Raw genomic sequence first — 15,710 nt, forward strand, 5'->3', positions numbered from 1 at the left:
ATATGTTATTCTTTAGTTGTAATCTGAAAATTAAATAAGCAACACTAGGGGAGCCTTTGGCTGAGACGAATACTCGGACCCTTTGAACCTGATCTGGTTAACACTAGCGTAGGGAAGTGGCAGGAACATGACGATATATCATTCGAACAATGAATTTGTATATAATCAGGACCACTTATCCCGAGCTGGATAAGTGGTCTTTTTCGTTCTTTGGCCGACCCTGAAGCAAGAAAAATGGAAGAAAGGGGGCGATAAAGATAGACAAGCAGCTGCATCTGATCAGTGATGGCAATTTTTCCGAGCAGCATTTGCAATTAGTGAAACGGATTCAGGCTGAGATGGATTATTTGCATATCAGAGAGAAGAACAAGACAGCGAAGGACATTCTGGAAATCATCGGTGCATTAGAAAATATCGGATTGCCATTAGAGAAAATAATAGTGAATGATAGAGTCGATATTGCCGTGATAAAGCAGTGTGCAGGTGTTCAGCTGGCGTATCATAGCCCTTCCATTCCCCTTGTAAAAGAAAGCTTCCCTAAATTGAAAGCAGGAAAGTCTGTTCATTCTTTAGCAGAGGCAGAGCAGGCGCAGCAGGAGGGAGCTGATTATGTGCTGTATGGCCATATTTATTCCAGCAAGTCCAAAGCCAATCAGCAGCCCAGAGGATTAACGGAACTACAGAAAATGACTAACGCGCTCTCTGTGCCGGTATATGCTATTGGCGGGATTACTCCTGGGCGAGCGAAAGAAGTAACTGCAGCAGGAGCCGCCGGCATCGCGGTCATGTCTGGTATTTGGCAGGCAGAGGATCCGGTCCGAACTGTCAGTGCTTACCGGCAAGCGTTGAATTCGTGGAAAGGAGGGAGAAGATGAATAAACAGTTTGATCAAATCATTGTCGGCGGCGGAGTTATTGGCTGCTCTATTGCTTATCAGCTGGCCAAAAGAGGCAATCGGGTGCTGGTTATTGAAAGGAATCAAATCGGCTGCGAGGCTTCCAGTGCCGCGGCAGGTATGTTAGGGGCTCAAGGAGAGTTTACAGAAGACAGTCCGCTTTTTCGGTTTGCACAGGAGAGCAGAGCGCTATTCAAAAATTTATCCGAGGAGCTGAAGGAAGCGACAGGAGTAGATATTCAATATATTCATAAAGGAATCATGAAGCTTGCTTTTCATCAGCAGCAATACAGCAAGCTGCAAACCATCGCGTCCTTCCAGCGGGAAGCGGATAACCCTGCGTATTTACTATCAGTAGAAGAAGCGAAAAAGATGGAGCCAAGTCTGACGGAGAATCTTCGTGCTGTCCTGTATTTGCCGGAAGATGGCCAGGTTTCCGCCCCTCATCTCACCAAAGCCTTTTCTCTGGCTGCATCTCATCATGGTGCGGTGTTGCATGAGCAGGAAAGCGTTAATGAGCTGTTGATGGAAAATGAGACGGTTTATGGTGTCCGGACAACAGAGGCAATCTATGAAGCGGACCAGGTTATTGTTGCAACAGGAGCTTTCGGAGATGAGCTGCTGCCTGCAGATTATGCTGCGATTCCGGTGAAGGGCGAATGTCTGCTGTTAGAACTGGCTCAGAAGCTGTTTCAATCAACACTTTGGATGGATGGCTGTTACCTTGTTCCGAAGCAGGGAAAAAAGGTAATTGTTGGAGCCTCCTCCATACCAGGGAAAATGGATAAGCATGTCCATGCTGCAAGTGTCCAGAGACTGCTGTCACGAGCGCAAAAAATGGTTCCGGAGCTGGCAGAGGCGAGGATAAGAAAAATGTGGGCAGGCATCAGACCGTCTACAGCTGATGAACTGCCATACTTGGGCGAGATTCCGGGAATCCCAGGCTTATATGCGGCAAAGGGACATTATCGAAACGGCATCTTACTATCGCCTATCACGGGAATTTATATGGCAGATTTAATAGAAAATAAGCCGGTTTCCCCGCTTTATTATGATTGCTTTTATGCGGGCCGTCAAAATAATAAGTTGGAAAAGGCAGGTGAATCAACATGAAAATTACAGTGAATGGCAATGGATTAGAAGTACAGGAAGAGGTAAAGCATGTCAAAGGCTTAATCGACTTTCTGGGATTGGAAGATAAACCTTTAATTATCGAGCATAATCAGCAGATATTACAGAAGGAAGAGCATGAAAAAGCAGTGTTGGAAAATGGAGACAAGGTGGAGATTGTTCATTTTGTTGGAGGAGGTTAAGCAAATGCTTACAGTTGGAAACTATCAATTTAAATCACGTTTATTCTTAGGAACGGGAAAATATCCGGATTTTGATATTCAAAAACAGGCGGTAGATAAATCAGAGACAGAAGTACTCACTTTTTCTGTCAGAAGGATGAATATTTATGATCCCTCCCTGCCCAATTTTTTAGAAAAAATCGATGTGGACCGCTATACGTTTTTACCAAATACAGCAGGGGCAAAGGATGCGAAGGAAGCGGTGCGAATTGCTAAATTAGCGGCCGCTTCGGGACGGTGTGATATGGTGAAAGTAGAAATCATTGGCTGTGATAAAACGTTGCTGCCTGATCCGGTAGAGACATTGAAAGCAACAGAAGAACTGGTGGCAGAAGGTTTTACAGTGCTTCCTTACACCTCAGATGATGTGGTATTAGCAAAAAAACTGGAGGAAGCAGGAGCCCACGCCGTGATGCCTGGAGCTTCTCCCATTGGAAGCGGGCAAGGAATCATCAATCCATTAAATCTTTCTTTTATTATCGAGCAGTCAAAAGTGCCTGTTATTGTCGACGCAGGGATTGGATCGCCTGCTGATGCAGCGTATGCCATGGAATTGGGCGCAGATGGTGTTTTATTGAATACAGCTGTTTCCGGAGCACATGACCCTGTAAAAATGGCAGAGGCAATGAAATATGCAATAGAAGCAGGAAGACTGGGGTATGAAGCGGGAAGGATTGCGATGAAAGATTATGCTGTAGCCAGCAGCCCGGAGGAAGGGATCAGTGTTGGAAACTAATCGTTATCATCGTCAGATATTATTTGCGCCAATCGGCGAGTCTGGTCAGGAGAAGCTGGGTCAAAGCCATGTGCTGATTATCGGTGCAGGCGCACTAGGGTCGAGCAGCGCGGAAGCTTTGACGCGTGCGGGCGTTGGCCACATAACATTAATTGACCGGGATTATGTAGAAGAAAGTAATCTGCAGCGGCAGCAGCTGTTTAGTGAAAAGGATATGGAACAGAAAATGCCCAAAGCCATTGCTGCCAGACAACGGCTTTCTGAAGTGAATAGCCATGTCAAAATAGATGCGATTGTTGGAGATGCTGAGGTGGATAGATTGCGGAAAATAGTGCCTGAAGCAGATCTCATTATCGACGCGACGGATAATTTTGAGACAAGGCTTTTACTGAATGATATGGCGCAAAAATATCAGAAACCATGGATTTATGGAGCGATTGTAGCAAGCTATGGAGTTACTTTCACGGTGGTTCCTGAAAAAACGCCCTGTCTGCAATGCTTGCAGGAATACATTCCAGTTAATGGCGCTACCTGCGATAGTGTCGGCGTTATCCAGCCGGTTGTGCAAAAGGTGGTCTCCCAGCAGGTAACAGAAGCGTTAAAGCTATTGACCGGTAACGAAGCGGCTTTATCAGGAAAGCTCATTTCCTTTGACCTTTGGAACAATGAGCATGTGGAAATAGATGTAGCTTCCTTACGCAAAGCGGATTGTCCATCATGCTCAGAGAAAAGAAGCTATCCCAACCTAGCTTATGATTCTCGTTTGAAAACCGCTGTGTTATGCGGCAGAAATACCGTCCAGCTCCGTCCGCAGCGTAAACAAACAGATTTGAATGAAGTAGCCAAAGAGCTGCAGAAGAATGACCAAATCAAGCTGTTTCAAAACCCTTATCTGCTTTCGTTTGAAGTGGACTCCTTCCGTATTGTACTGTTTCAGGACGGGAGAGCATTGGTTCATGGGACGATGGACGAGATGGAAGCAAAAAATATCTATCATCGCTATTTGGGATAATTAACTTTTACCACAGGGAAACGCCCATAAAATTCCCCACTCTGTATAAAGAAGGAAAATATATTTATTTGGATAGGAAATCAGGTGAACTGGCTCCTTGACTTAATCAGACTCATTCAGCGGGAGAAAAGAAAAACTCCCGCTGAATAAAGTTTTGTTTTATACTTAGAGAAACGAACCTTAAATATAATTATTCCGCATAAAGTGGTGAAGGAAAAATGAAAAAAGGTATATATCTTACTCTGAGTATCCTTGTTTCCCTCATTATTCTGGCCGGCTGCAATGAAAAAAGAGATTATGAAACAGACGGACCTTTTATCACAGTAACCTCTATTTCTGCAGGGACAGATGAATACAGACATTTTTACCCGGTAAGCTATGCTGTTTATGAAAACGGGAAGCTGACGCTGCATACAGAACAGACAGATGATATAAAAATAGGTGAAGATGCTCCAGTATATGAAACAAGTGTATCTGAAGAAGAAGTGGAAAAGATTAAAAGTCTGATAGAAGATAGCTTCTGGCAGCTTCCCGAAGATGTATCAGATGATGACTCCGTTGATGGGAGCTTTTATTATGTCGACGTCCATTTAACAGATTCCACGACTAGAGTCGGCGGACTGAATCCGAATGAAGCGGGATTTATAGAAATAGTTGATTATGTACATAGTTTGGCAGAAAGGGAAAATCGGGAGCTGTGGGAGAAGCAATTAAGGGAGCATATTTATAAAATGAATCCTGATTCTTAATTTCTTGTGTAATCTAAACTAAATCATTTTTCGGGGTAATAAAATTTAAGATAAAAAATGAAATAACCTTCCTAAATGGATATAATAAGTTTAGATGAAATAATTTAAAGTATAAGGAGACTAAATATGACAGCAGAAAATAAAAAAGAGCTTTCACAAGTGGAACAGGAAGAATTACTGGGAAAATTAAAGGCACGTTTTGAAAAGAATACGGAGCGGCATCAAGGCCTGGAATGGAATCCGATTCAAGCCAAGCTGGAGGAGCATTCTGATAAATTAATCTCCCTATATGAAATGGAAAGAACGGAAGGCGAGCCGGATGTAATTGGATATGACGAAGAAAGAGAAGAATATATCTTTGTTGACTGCTCGAAAGAAAGCCCTAAAGGACGCAGAAGTGTGTGCTATGACCGGGCTGCATTAGAATCAAGAAAGAAGCACAAACCGGAAAATAGTGCGATAGATATGGCAACGGATATGGGCATTGAAATGTTAACAGAAGACCAATACCGCGAACTCCAAAAGCTTGGAACTTTTGATGCGAAAACATCAACCTGGGTAAAGACACCGACGGATATTAGAGAACGAGGCGGAGCACTTTTTTGTGATTTCCGTTTTGGTCATGTTTTCGTATATCATAATGGCGCGGAATCCTATTATGGTTCCCGTGGGTTCCGGGGGATGTTACGAGTGTAGCAGTAAGCAGAAGAAGGATATGGAGAATCAGGAATGGATGTAAACCGACAATTCTTGATTCTTTTTTATTTGTACAAAGAATAACAGAGCAGAGAGGAGCATTTATTTGCTGGTCAATCGAGGATGGCTTATTTTAGGCATTATTTGGACGGTTCTTTTTGCCGGTATGAGCTTTTATTGGGCGATGGGCGGAATGCTTGGTGTCAGATCTCTGGGCGGAGCAATCTACGAAATGTCGCTTGATCCGGAACCTTCCTTTGTTCGAATTGTATGGCTGACGGGCTTTGTGAAATTATTAGGCGCATTATTGCTATTGCTGCTGCTCGTTTCATGGAAAAATGCTGTTATCGCCAAGGCGCTTTATTACCTAGCAAAGCTTGCAGGCGTATTCTTATTTATGTATGGATTCTTAAATTTTATCACGATTTCAATGAGTGCATTTGCTATGTTGGATATGGATTTAGAAGCCCATGCAACCTTTTGGAGATTGGTTTTTTGGGAGCCGTTTTGGATGATAGGCGGAATTTGTTATTTTTTCTCTGTGAAAAAATATCGCTCTGTTTAAGGTTGTACGCTTGCTTCAGGTATACTTGTCAAACAGCTATTATTTCAATGCTGGAAATTTTATTCATTGTAAGGAGGGGATCGTATGCAATTAAAACATTTAAACCTAACAGTAAACGACGTGGAAGCTTCGCGGGAATTTCTGGAGAAATACCTTGAAATGACATGTGTGAACAGTCGTGGCAAAGGATTTGCAGCTATGTTTGACGATAATCAATTCGTTTTGACGCTGATGAAAGGGAAAGATGTTCAATATCCGAAAACCTTTCATATTGGATTCCCGCAAGAAAGCAGAGAGAAAGTAAATCAAATAAATAAACTGTTGAAAGAGGATGGTTATGAAGTAGATTCACCCATTGAATCTCATGGATATACGTTTTATGTGGAGGCTCCGGGCGGATTTACTGTTGAGATTTTGTCTGAGTAAAATTAAAAATTCATTTATTTAAGGTATTCAAAAATCCCTGTGAATCACCGAGTACGTAATAAACTCGTATTCACAGGGATTTTCAAAGCAGCTAATAAGCTGCATCTAAATTTTGTCTAGACACTTATTTAAAATACACTTCGTCGCCTGGATAAATCAAATGCGGATTTGGAAATTGATTGATTTCCTGCAATGTTGTCCATAAATAATTATATTTTAGGCCAATTTCAAATAAGGTGTCTCCAGGCTTAACTGTATAGGCTTCTTCAGGATGATTTTGGCTTATTTCGCCGCCTAGTTCTATTTCTGCCGCATCTGCGATGATTTTTGGTAAATCTGTATTATCGAGTGATCCTGAAAATTGATCAGCTCCTGGCCCATATGCGTAGACGGGAATATCCACGCCTGTGTGGTTGGTGCTTGTCCATCCAACATTGGCCTTTGCACTGATAACTGCGTTGATTGCCATCTTAGGGTCTTCCGCTTCCTGGATGGTTTGAACTTCTTCTTCTGATAATTCCATATCCGTATAGTTTCCGACCACTTCTTTTGCGTTAGAGCGGTCTTCATTTAGTTCTGCAGCGATGTTCTCGCCAGTCGCTGTTACACTGTGAAGCAATTCTGGATTTGCTGTTCCCGAACCGTTGGCACCAGCAGTCATGCCGCCTGTTTCATGATCTCCTCCAACAACAACCAGTGTATTTCCATCCTTTTCAGCGAAATCAATCGCTTCTTGGACTGCTTCTTCAAAAGCGCCTACATCGGTCATTGCCCATGCTGCATCATTGTCATGACCTGCCCAGTCAATCTGGCTTCCTTCTACCATCAAGAAAAAGCCGTCTTCATCGTTGTTTAGGGTATCAATGGCGGTTTGCGTCATTTCTGCAAGGCTGGGCTCTTCCTCCGTATCACGATGCAACTCCGGTGACATGGCGTCATCTGCGAATAATCCCAGTAAATTTTCGTTTTCCAAATCAATATCTGCTTCCAATAATTGATTGCGGTTTTCAATAAGCTGATATCCTTGCTCTTCTGCTTGCTGGAGTAGGTTCGTTTCTTCTTGTTTTCCGCCTTCAGATTCTGGAAGGAAATTATTTTTACCACCGCCTAGTAAAACATCAATCTCGTTGTCTATTAATTGTCTGGCGATTTCCGTCTCATTGTTCCGGTCATCTACATGTGCCCCAAATGCAGCTGGAGTGGCATGCGTAATCGTAGAAGTAGCAACAAGGCCCGTTGACATATCTTTGTTCTGTGATGCTTCTAAAATCGTCTGCTGCGGGTTACCCTCAGGGTCCAATCCAATAACGCCATTATTCGTTTTGACACCTGTTGACATAGCTGTACCTGCTGCAGCGGAGTCGGTAATATTGGAATCAGCGGAATATGTAGTATACATTCCCTGCAAATGGTTATCCCATACGGCAGGCTCCCCTTTATAATGCCGATAATTGGTGGCGTAGTCGGCGTTAAAACCATCTGGAATCATATAAATGATATTTTCCGCCTTCTCTCCATTTTCTCCGCTATTATTCAATTGGCTGTTTTCGTCTGCGCTCGCTGCTGTGGTACTTACTCCTGAAAAAATAATTCCGGTACTTAACGCTGCCACTCCAAGCTTTTTTAACATTCCATCATCCTCCTTCGAAATTGAATCTAACCTCATTGTAGGTGGAAGACTTTAACTGAGGATGAATAGAATGTAAATAATATGTAATGTTCTGTTTTTTATTAATAAGATAAGGATAAGTTTTCATGTATCGCATTAATATTTTATAATTAAATTTTTCCAGGCTGAATCCCATTTTTTATTACGCATCCGCTCTTTATAAATAGAATGGAGCTTTGTACCTTTTACATAATACGGCGTTGGTTTGACAATGCCTTGAAATAAATCGTCTAAGCCATGAGGAGCCATTATTTTAATTTCATGACGATATATCTGTGCAGCAACCGCAGTGGGGGTCTCAGGAAAGTGAGAAACACCATCAAAGGAAGAGGTATAAGGGAGGTTATTATTCTTTAAATGCATCCTCGCTTGATTTTTCACAGACCATGGCTGTCCAGGCATCCATTTTTCTAATTTCGCTTCTAGTTTTTTCTCTGTATCTTCAGAAATATCCGTTTGGTCAAAATAAATAACATCAATATCATTTATTTTTGTATGATAATCATATAAGGTATCCCAAACTTTACTTCTGATTAATCCCGCAGCAACCCAGCAATCACTCAGTTGTAATCTTTCCACTGTTTGTAAAATCGATAGGATATAGCTGTCTTGTTGGAGAATCGCTATTAATCTGGCTTCGAACTCAATCATATGTATCACGCCCTTTTTTATCTGTCTATATTGTATAGCATAATCAGACTGAATGAAATGCTGCATAAACTATTTTATAGAAATATCTGAATATAAAACGAAACTTCACTCAGCGGGAGTTTTACGGACGGTTTTCCGTGATAAAATAAATGGTAAAATAAAAAAGATATAAAGTTAATTTATGAGAGAGGTAGATTCTAATGGGGAAATATAAAATCATCCTATTTGATTTAGATGGAACACTTTCTGATCCAAAAGAAGGCATAATCAAATCCGTTCAATATGCATTAAATAAAATGGATATTGTGGAATCCAGTCTGGATAAGCTGGAATGCTTTATTGGTCCGCCTTTACAAGTATCTTTTGCTGAGTATTACCATTTTAATGAAGCGAATACGCAAAAAGCAATCCAGTTATATAGGGAAAGATTTAAAGAAAAAGGGATGTATGAGAATACGTTATACCCTGATACGCCAGGGCTTTTGCGATTACTGAAGGAACAAGGGTTTATTTTAGCAGTTGCTACATCAAAGCCGACAGTTTTCGCAGAGCAAATACTAGATTATTTCCAAATAAGTACATACTTTGAACTCATTGTAGGAAGCAATTTGGATGGGACAAGATCTGCAAAAGCAGAGATTATCCAGTATATTATAGACAGTTATCCAGAATATACATTGGAAGAATTTATCATGATAGGTGATAGAAAGCATGATATTATCGGAGCCAATCAAACCGGCATAGATTCCATTGGCGTTACATATGGATATGGTTCGTTGGAAGAGTTAAATGGTGAGAAGCCCACATTTATGGTAGATAGTCTGAAACAGGTAAATATGATTTTGGGTGGAGAAGCCCATTCCGGAAAATAGTTGAAAGGAAAGTTGGGAAGCTTCATTGCGCATTATTTATTTCCATGCTCAACTTTTCATTCAAATGGAGGAATCCCATGTCGAAAACCAAACGTTTAATCGAGCTAATGATGACAGTAAATGTAAAACGCAAATTCACAGCGAGAGAGCTGGCCGAAGAATTTAATGTCTCTTACCGGACGATTCTTAGAGATTTGGATGAATTAAGTGAGCTGGGAGTGCCGCTTTATTCAGAAGTTGGCGCGGATGGCGGCTATTATGTATTGAACGAGCGGATGCTTCCTCCAGTTTTATTAAAAGAGTCGGAAGCCATCGCACTTTATTTTGCTTTTCAATCTTTGCAATTTATCGGGGCTTTACCATTTGAAACAGAAACAGGCTATGTTTTAAAGAAATTATATAGCTACCTGCCAAATGATGCGAAAATGCGTATCGATACGATGAAGGATCGGATTGTTTTTTGGAATCCGAGTCGTGTACAGACTGCAAATGAGCTGGATATATTATTAAATGCAGCGGTAGATCAATCGACGCTTACGATTCAATATGACAGCCAAAAGGAAATAAAAGAGAGAATGATTCAGCCCATCGGCTTGTACAGTCATAATGGTTTCTGGTATTGTCCGGCCTATTGTTTTCTGCGTGAGGATATTCGTTTATTTCGTGCAGATCGAATAAAAAAAGCGGAGCTTACTAATGAAAAAGGACAGGAATTGCCTTATTCATCCGTGATGGACTGGATTGAGCTATCAGAATCTGAGGTTTCTGACCCGATTCCGTTTACAGTGGAGTTAACACGAGAAGGAGTACGGCGGGCGATGTCAGAAATGGATTTAGAAAGGCATGTTCAGAAGCGGCAGGATGGAGCTGGCTGGGTGAAAATGAACATACCAAAGACCGAGCTGACATACTTTGTTGATCTGGTCTGGAATTTTGGCAGGGAAGCGCAAATTATAGAACCAGAAGAAGCAATAACCCTTATGAAAAGAAAGTTAAAAGGTCTGCTGGAGAAATACCATTAATTTTTCAACTATTTTTATCAATGATGACAAGATTTGTCATGATTCCATGATAGGGTAGAAAAAACAATGAAAGGATGAGCGTAATGAATGCTGCAGCTATTTTAAGAGACGAGTTATTAAAAGAGTTGGATCTTGGTATCCGGTCTATGGAAGGATTATTAAATAAGGTGGAAGAGAAGGATTGGAATTACCGGCCGGCAGAAAATATGCGCAATCTCAGAGAGTTGGCGCAACACATCGCATCAATACCAGAAGTAGACTTGAATCTTTGGCAGGAAAAGGATCAGGAGACAATTCAACAGTTAGAATCAAAATATGAGAAGCTGGAATCTTCTGAGGGACTGATTGAAGCGATGAATCAAGGCTTACAATTGTACAAAAATTACATGCTGTCCTTGTCAGACGAAGATTTTTTAACGAAAAAGACGAAACCCTTTTACCTGGAAAAAGGGGAAACACAGGCGCATTGGCTCGTGGAAGAAGTTTCTCACCTATTCCATCATCGGGGACAATTCTTTAACTATTTAAAGCAGCTTGGTTACGATATTAATATGTTTGACCTTTATGTTTAATAGAAGACAGGATTGGGGATGAATATAATTTTGAATAAGGAAACAATTATTTGTGAACGCTTACGAAGGCAAAGATTAACAAAGCCGCTTGAAGATAGGCAAGATATCAAAGCCTATAAACAGCTATTTCAGAAATTACAGCCTGTAGCGCCGGTTTTTAATAGCCGTCCAGGCAAACCGCCACAGCTGGTGCATAGGACAGCTTTTAATGATGCCTTCTTGTCAGAAAGCTTACGTAAAAAACATGAGTTAGTAAAAGGTCGTTTTCAAGGTGGGCGTATCGGATACGTACTAGAAGATGATTTGAGTCTTTATAGCACGATTTTCCGAAAACCCATTCCAAAAATGACGGGGCTTCAAAAAGAGATTTTATCCATGATTCAACAATCTGGCGGGATATCAAAGGATCAGCTGAAAGAGGAACTGCCTTTTAAAGCACGAGAAATTACTGCTGCCTTAAAAAGATTGCAGGAAGCTTTTTTAGTTTATGAGTTACAAATAGATACGGATTGGAATACAGGCTGGTTTGATTTTAAAACAGAGTGGCCGGAGATAGAATGGGAGCTAGATAGTACTTCAGCAGCAGCCCAGATGCTGTTGCGTTTTTTGGAGGTAATGGTATTTGCTACTTTAGAACAAGTTAAAGGCTGGGCCCAATTAAAGCGCAAAACAATCCAAGGCGCTTTAACCGTGTTAATGGAAAGGGAAGCAATTGTAAAGGTAGAAGTGAATGGACTGGGGGAAGGGTTCATTCAGAAGAAGGATGTAGATTTAACGGATAAAGAGATGCCACAGTCTGTATTTATGCTGGATAAATCAGATTTTTTAGTCAGAGCAGACTCTGATGAACTGAAAGGCCGGTTTAAAGGAAGTGAAGTTCTTCAGTATCTTTTAATTGATGGCGAATGGAGAGGAGCAGTGCTTGGACATTGGCGGATTGGTCCACATGATGTAGAGGATGTTGTGCTCTGCTTGGAAGAGAAAGAGGCGGAAAAAAGGAAAGATGAAATCATTTTTGCTGTCAGAGCAGGATATCCAGAGGAAACAACTCGTATTGTGTGTTTTAATGGAGAGCAGCTTTGAGGAAAAAGGGGGAGAGAGGTTATGATAGTTAACCAGAAAAAAATTCATGGCCGCAGCGCTGAATATCTGGTAAGGACTGCTGAAGAAAAAGATGCCAAAAGATTATCGAATATCAGACTGCAAATAGATGGAGAAACAGGATATATGGATAGGGAAAGAGGAGAAGCTTATATTGATGAAGCGGGGTTTAAACATATCATCAAAAATGATGCGGAAAGTACGAACAATCTATTTTTAGCAGCTGAAATCGATGGAGAAATTGTAGGTTTCTCACGATGTGTAGGGAGTACATTGAAAAGAACCTGTCATCAAGTGGAATTTGGAGTCTGTGTGCTGCAGGCATACTGGGGATATGCTATTGGGCAAAATTTATTAAAAGAATCTATTCATTGGGCGAAGTTAAATGGAATAAAGAAAATAACGTTGCGTGTACTTGAAACGAATGATAAAGCTATAAAATTGTATAAAAAATATGGTTTTGAGATGGAAGGTATATTAAAGAAAGATAAAAAATTGGCGGATGGGAAGTATTATCATACCGTGCTAATGGGGAAATTCATAGACGGAGAATAATTAAAAAAATGATGAATAGAATAGAGTACTTTTAAGTGACGTAAGGAGGTGCACGGTATCATGGACTTAAATAAATTAGCATCTAAAGCTGCAAAAATTTATCAAGCAAATCCCAAAATAGAAGCTGTTTTATTAGGTGGTTCAGTATCCAGAAATTGGCATGACCCCTATTCCGATATTGAACTGTTTATTTTCTGGAAGGAGCCGCCGACAGAGGAGGATAGAAAAAGGCCAATTACAAGGTTGGCAGGAGAAATCATCGACTTTCACCCTTATGAAGAAGAGGAATGGTCAGAAAGCTTTATAACAGAGGGAATAAAATTAGAAATAAGTAATTTTCTAACACAAACAATTGCAGATATCATAGAGGATGTCATTGTGTTTTTTAATCCTGATGTATATAAACAATGTATCGCATCGGCTGTATATGATGGTGCTGCGTTAAGCGGGGAGACGTTTATACAAAAATTGAAAGAAAAGGTAAATCCCTATCCGGATGAGTTGAGTATCGCAATGATAAAAGAATATATGTTTTTAAGTAACAGCTGGACAAATCGAGCAGCTTTATTACATCGGAAAGACTGGCTGATGCTGTATAAAGTAATGACAGATGTTCAAACACACCTCATGGGAATTCTGTCTGGCTTAAATAAACAGTATGTCCATCATCCTGCTTTTAAATGGCAAAGGCAGACATTGGAATTAATGACGATTGTCCCTGAAAATATATACAGACGTCTAGAGTCTGTTTTTTTGGATGATCCGGCAGCTTCTCTAAGAGAATTAGAAAAAATCGTGAAGGAGGTTTACCGGCTTATACAACGCGAATATCCGCAAATAGACATATCATCGGTCATTAACAAATCGCTATTTTTGCGTCCTGAGCATGAAAAGGGATGAAAGCAAAGTGGATGTAAAATCGGAAACATATCCAGTAATTACAAGTTATTACTCTAAACCCTTCAGAAATAGTGTTAATATTTAAATAGTTACTGGCTGAAGGAGGGATTTTTTGAAGCAAACAAAGTACATCAGAAACTTTTACACCTCCCAAGTATATTTTATCTGCGGCAATAATTGTACTTAATCAAAAAAATGGACTTTTGTTAATTAAAGGGCCACGCAGAGGTTAGGAATGCCTGGTGATTAAGTAGAAACGGGTGAATCTTTGAAGAATGCTGCTATTAGAGGAACAAAGAAAGAATCAGGTATTTAAGTGCAGGTTCTAAAGTTTTGTGGAGTATTCCAAAATGTGAATAGATCCATTCGTAATACATTATTCTTAGCTAAACCGATTGGAGGAAAGATTGCGACTTCATAGGAGAGTTTAGATGTCAGGTTCTTTCCGATCGAGCAAGCGTTGGAAAAGGTAACTGCAGGGGATTTTAGGCAGCGGATTGGGCGCTGTCTGGGTGAAAACAAGCATCCATTTTATGTAGAACCCTAATATGCGTTTCTATGAAAGATAAAAAGGCAGAAGTCTATTTGGAATAGCAAATAGACTTCTGCCTTTTTATTCTGCCCTTATTATTTTTTAGAAAATTTATATTTTAATTATATTCTAATTATTTTCACAGTATTTCTCTCATTATATTCTAATTTTTTGATAGTACAGTAAAAATTACCAAAGAAAATCTTAGGAGGAATGTTGAAATGAAAATTGTAATGGTACCTTCAGGTTTTAAAGAATGTCTGGATGCAGAGGAAGTAGCTGCAGCAATGAAACGTGGGGTAAAGCGCTTTGATCAGTCGATTGATGTAGATGTTATACCGATGATTGATGGGGGAGAAGGGTTTGCGAAGACCATTGTGAATATAAAAGATGGTGAATTAATATATAGAAAAGTAACGGGGCCAGTGGGTAGGAAAATCAAAAGTCATTTTGGTATCTTCGTAGAGAATGGTAAAAGGACTGCTGTCATTGAAATGGCAGCGGTATCAGGATTGAAATTAGTACCGCATAATCTAAGGAATCCTTTAAAAACAACGACCTATGGTGTCGGCGAATTGATACTTGCTGCACTGGATTTAGGTGTGGACAATCTGTTAATCGGCTGTGGCGACTCAGGTACTTCTGACGGCGGTGCAGGGATGGCGCAAGCGCTAGGTGCCCAATTTTTAGATGAGAAACAGCAAGTTGTCGATATTCATGGAGGGAAAGATTTAATGAGTGTGGATGCTATTGTAACAGATCAAATAGATAAACGATTGCAGGATGTTTCCATTAATGTCGCGTGTAACTGGAAGAATATTTTATGCGGGGAAAAAGGTGTCGCACGTGTATTCGGACCGCAAAAAGGAGCAACGTCAAAACAAGTTGAACAGCTGTCATCCGCATTAGAACATTATGCAGATTTAATTCAACGTGCAGCAGGAATCGATGTCCGTTCGATGCCAGGCAGCGGAGCATCTGGTGGATTAGGTGCAGGGCTTATTGCATTTACAGGAGCCAGATTACATCCGCGTTTTGACATTATTATGGACTATATAGATATAGAAGAAAAAATTGCAGCAGCTGATATTGTATTTACTGCAGAAGGGAGTCTGGATTTCCAGACGCCAAATGGGAAAATCCCGGCAGAAGTCGCACGTATTGCCAAAAAAAGTGGGATCCCGGTGATTGCTATTACCGGAACTATCGGCAAGGGGGCAAAACTAAACTATCATGCTGGTATAGATGCGTATTGCAGTATTATTCAAAAGCCTATTTCTTTAGAAAAAGCGATTGAAAAAGCACCGAAATGGATTGAGCAGAGCACGGAATCGGTATTACGGCAAGTTTGGGTCGGTTTGGAACTTGCACAAAGAAAACAAATAAAGGAAAGCGTTTAAGAACA

At 40.6% G+C, this 15,710-nt stretch carries 18 protein-coding genes, 1 pseudogene and 1 riboswitch; of the genes and pseudogenes, 17 read left to right on the top strand and 2 right to left on the bottom strand.

What is annotated here, in order from left to right:
• Positions 1 to 36 precede the first annotated feature (36 nt).
• Positions 37 to 132, top strand: a riboswitch (TPP riboswitch).
• Positions 133 to 278: 146 nt separating this feature from the next.
• The 9 genes from MKY65_RS02120 (at position 279) to MKY65_RS02160 (ending at position 6,431) form a co-directional block, all read left to right on the top strand.
• Complete coding sequence (locus MKY65_RS02120; RefSeq protein ID WP_339185082.1) at positions 279 to 875, top strand: thiamine phosphate synthase; 597 nt, start codon at positions 279 to 281, stop codon at positions 873 to 875.
• On the top strand, positions 872 to 2,008 hold the full coding sequence (gene thiO, locus MKY65_RS02125; RefSeq protein ID WP_339181851.1) for a glycine oxidase ThiO: 1,137 nt from the start codon (positions 872 to 874) through the stop codon (positions 2,006 to 2,008). Before MKY65_RS02120 ends, thiO begins: the two co-directional genes overlap by 4 nt.
• On the top strand, positions 2,005 to 2,208 hold the full coding sequence (thiS, locus tag MKY65_RS02130; RefSeq protein ID WP_042531226.1) for a sulfur carrier protein ThiS: 204 nt from the start codon (positions 2,005 to 2,007) through the stop codon (positions 2,206 to 2,208). Before thiO ends, thiS begins: the two co-directional genes overlap by 4 nt.
• A gap of 4 nt (positions 2,209 to 2,212) precedes the next feature.
• The gene (locus MKY65_RS02135) at positions 2,213 to 2,983 is read left to right on the top strand and encodes a thiazole synthase (protein ID WP_339181853.1); all 771 of its coding nucleotides are present in this window, start codon (positions 2,213 to 2,215) and stop codon (positions 2,981 to 2,983) included.
• Positions 2,973 to 3,995 carry a ThiF family adenylyltransferase gene (locus MKY65_RS02140; RefSeq protein ID WP_339185084.1) on the top strand — a complete coding sequence of 341 codons (1,023 nt, stop codon included), beginning with the start codon at positions 2,973 to 2,975 and terminating at the stop codon, positions 3,993 to 3,995. Before MKY65_RS02135 ends, MKY65_RS02140 begins: the two co-directional genes overlap by 11 nt.
• Before the next feature lie 218 nt (positions 3,996 to 4,213).
• On the top strand, positions 4,214 to 4,744 hold the full coding sequence (locus MKY65_RS02145) for a hypothetical protein (protein WP_339181856.1): 531 nt from the start codon (positions 4,214 to 4,216) through the stop codon (positions 4,742 to 4,744).
• Between the two features lie 126 nt (positions 4,745 to 4,870).
• Complete coding sequence (locus tag MKY65_RS02150; protein WP_339181859.1) at positions 4,871 to 5,440, top strand: DUF4256 domain-containing protein; 570 nt, start codon at positions 4,871 to 4,873, stop codon at positions 5,438 to 5,440.
• 106 nt (positions 5,441 to 5,546) lie between these two features.
• Positions 5,547 to 6,005 (top strand): DUF3995 domain-containing protein, encoded by a 459-nt coding sequence (locus MKY65_RS02155; RefSeq protein ID WP_226894734.1) that lies wholly within the window; start codon positions 5,547 to 5,549, stop codon positions 6,003 to 6,005.
• 84 nt (positions 6,006 to 6,089) lie between these two features.
• On the top strand, positions 6,090 to 6,431 hold the full coding sequence (locus tag MKY65_RS02160) for a VOC family protein (RefSeq protein ID WP_339181863.1): 342 nt from the start codon (positions 6,090 to 6,092) through the stop codon (positions 6,429 to 6,431).
• A gap of 124 nt (positions 6,432 to 6,555) precedes the next feature.
• Here MKY65_RS02160 and MKY65_RS02165 read toward each other — a convergent pair whose 3' ends face one another.
• Both MKY65_RS02165 and MKY65_RS02170 read right to left on the bottom strand, forming a co-directional pair.
• Positions 6,556 to 8,061: an alkaline phosphatase gene (locus MKY65_RS02165; RefSeq protein ID WP_339181866.1), complete on the bottom strand. Its 1,506-nt coding sequence runs from the start codon at positions 8,059 to 8,061 to the stop codon at positions 6,556 to 6,558.
• A gap of 135 nt (positions 8,062 to 8,196) precedes the next feature.
• Positions 8,197 to 8,751, bottom strand: a complete 555-nt coding sequence (locus MKY65_RS02170; RefSeq protein WP_339181868.1) for a nucleotidyltransferase family protein — start codon at positions 8,749 to 8,751, stop codon at positions 8,197 to 8,199.
• A gap of 200 nt (positions 8,752 to 8,951) precedes the next feature.
• On the opposite strand from MKY65_RS02170, the gene MKY65_RS02175 reads away from it, so the two are divergent.
• From MKY65_RS02175 to MKY65_RS02210, 8 genes and pseudogenes are all read left to right on the top strand, one after another.
• Positions 8,952 to 9,623, top strand: coding sequence for an HAD family hydrolase (locus tag MKY65_RS02175; RefSeq protein WP_339181872.1), 672 nt, complete (start codon positions 8,952 to 8,954; stop codon positions 9,621 to 9,623).
• A 77-nt stretch (positions 9,624 to 9,700) separates the two neighbouring features.
• Positions 9,701 to 10,645 carry a YafY family protein gene (locus MKY65_RS02180; protein WP_339181875.1) on the top strand — a complete coding sequence of 315 codons (945 nt, stop codon included), beginning with the start codon at positions 9,701 to 9,703 and terminating at the stop codon, positions 10,643 to 10,645.
• Between the two features lie 83 nt (positions 10,646 to 10,728).
• The gene (locus MKY65_RS02185; RefSeq protein WP_339181878.1) at positions 10,729 to 11,217 is read left to right on the top strand and encodes a DinB family protein; all 489 of its coding nucleotides are present in this window, start codon (positions 10,729 to 10,731) and stop codon (positions 11,215 to 11,217) included.
• 30 nt (positions 11,218 to 11,247) lie between these two features.
• On the top strand, positions 11,248 to 12,300 hold the full coding sequence (locus MKY65_RS02190) for a hypothetical protein (protein WP_339181881.1): 1,053 nt from the start codon (positions 11,248 to 11,250) through the stop codon (positions 12,298 to 12,300).
• Between the two features lie 21 nt (positions 12,301 to 12,321).
• Positions 12,322 to 12,873: a GNAT family N-acetyltransferase gene (locus MKY65_RS02195; protein WP_339181883.1), complete on the top strand. Its 552-nt coding sequence runs from the start codon at positions 12,322 to 12,324 to the stop codon at positions 12,871 to 12,873.
• A 60-nt stretch (positions 12,874 to 12,933) separates the two neighbouring features.
• A complete protein-coding gene (locus MKY65_RS02200; RefSeq protein WP_339181886.1) occupies positions 12,934 to 13,773 on the top strand; it encodes a DUF4037 domain-containing protein in 840 nt (279 codons plus the stop codon).
• Between the two features lie 158 nt (positions 13,774 to 13,931).
• Positions 13,932 to 14,320 (top strand): annotated as a pseudogene (locus tag MKY65_RS02205) (NUDIX hydrolase).
• A 206-nt stretch (positions 14,321 to 14,526) separates the two neighbouring features.
• A complete protein-coding gene (locus MKY65_RS02210; protein WP_339181888.1) occupies positions 14,527 to 15,705 on the top strand; it encodes a glycerate kinase in 1,179 nt (392 codons plus the stop codon).
• Positions 15,706 to 15,710 lie beyond the last annotated feature (5 nt).

The sequence above is a fragment of the Oceanobacillus sp. FSL W7-1293 genome, from assembly GCF_037969815.1.
Taxonomy (GTDB): Bacteria; Bacillota; Bacilli; order Bacillales; family Amphibacillaceae; genus Oceanobacillus; species Oceanobacillus oncorhynchi.

Bases quoted from the DNA above. Each gene is read 5' to 3' on its own strand.
- thiO (WP_339181851.1), top strand. From the start codon at position 872: ATGAATAAACAGTTTGATCAAATCATTGTCGGCGGCGGAGTTATTGGC.
- MKY65_RS02195 (WP_339181883.1), top strand. From the start codon at position 12,322: ATGATAGTTAACCAGAAAAAAATTCATGGCCGCAGCGCTGAATATCTG.
- MKY65_RS02175 (WP_339181872.1), top strand. From the start codon at position 8,952: ATGGGGAAATATAAAATCATCCTATTTGATTTAGATGGAACACTTTCT.
- MKY65_RS02160 (WP_339181863.1), top strand. From the start codon at position 6,090: ATGCAATTAAAACATTTAAACCTAACAGTAAACGACGTGGAAGCTTCG.
- thiS (WP_042531226.1), top strand. From the start codon at position 2,005: ATGAAAATTACAGTGAATGGCAATGGATTAGAAGTACAGGAAGAGGTA.
- MKY65_RS02210 (WP_339181888.1), top strand. From the start codon at position 14,527: ATGAAAATTGTAATGGTACCTTCAGGTTTTAAAGAATGTCTGGATGCA.
- MKY65_RS02180 (WP_339181875.1), top strand. From the start codon at position 9,701: ATGTCGAAAACCAAACGTTTAATCGAGCTAATGATGACAGTAAATGTA.
- MKY65_RS02165 (WP_339181866.1), bottom strand. From the start codon at position 8,061: ATGTTAAAAAAGCTTGGAGTGGCAGCGTTAAGTACCGGAATTATTTTT.
- MKY65_RS02170 (WP_339181868.1), bottom strand. From the start codon at position 8,751: ATGATTGAGTTCGAAGCCAGATTAATAGCGATTCTCCAACAAGACAGC.
- MKY65_RS02135 (WP_339181853.1), top strand. From the start codon at position 2,213: ATGCTTACAGTTGGAAACTATCAATTTAAATCACGTTTATTCTTAGGA.
- MKY65_RS02185 (WP_339181878.1), top strand. From the start codon at position 10,729: ATGAATGCTGCAGCTATTTTAAGAGACGAGTTATTAAAAGAGTTGGAT.
- MKY65_RS02150 (WP_339181859.1), top strand. From the start codon at position 4,871: ATGACAGCAGAAAATAAAAAAGAGCTTTCACAAGTGGAACAGGAAGAA.
- MKY65_RS02145 (WP_339181856.1), top strand. From the start codon at position 4,214: ATGAAAAAAGGTATATATCTTACTCTGAGTATCCTTGTTTCCCTCATT.
- MKY65_RS02200 (WP_339181886.1), top strand. From the start codon at position 12,934: ATGGACTTAAATAAATTAGCATCTAAAGCTGCAAAAATTTATCAAGCA.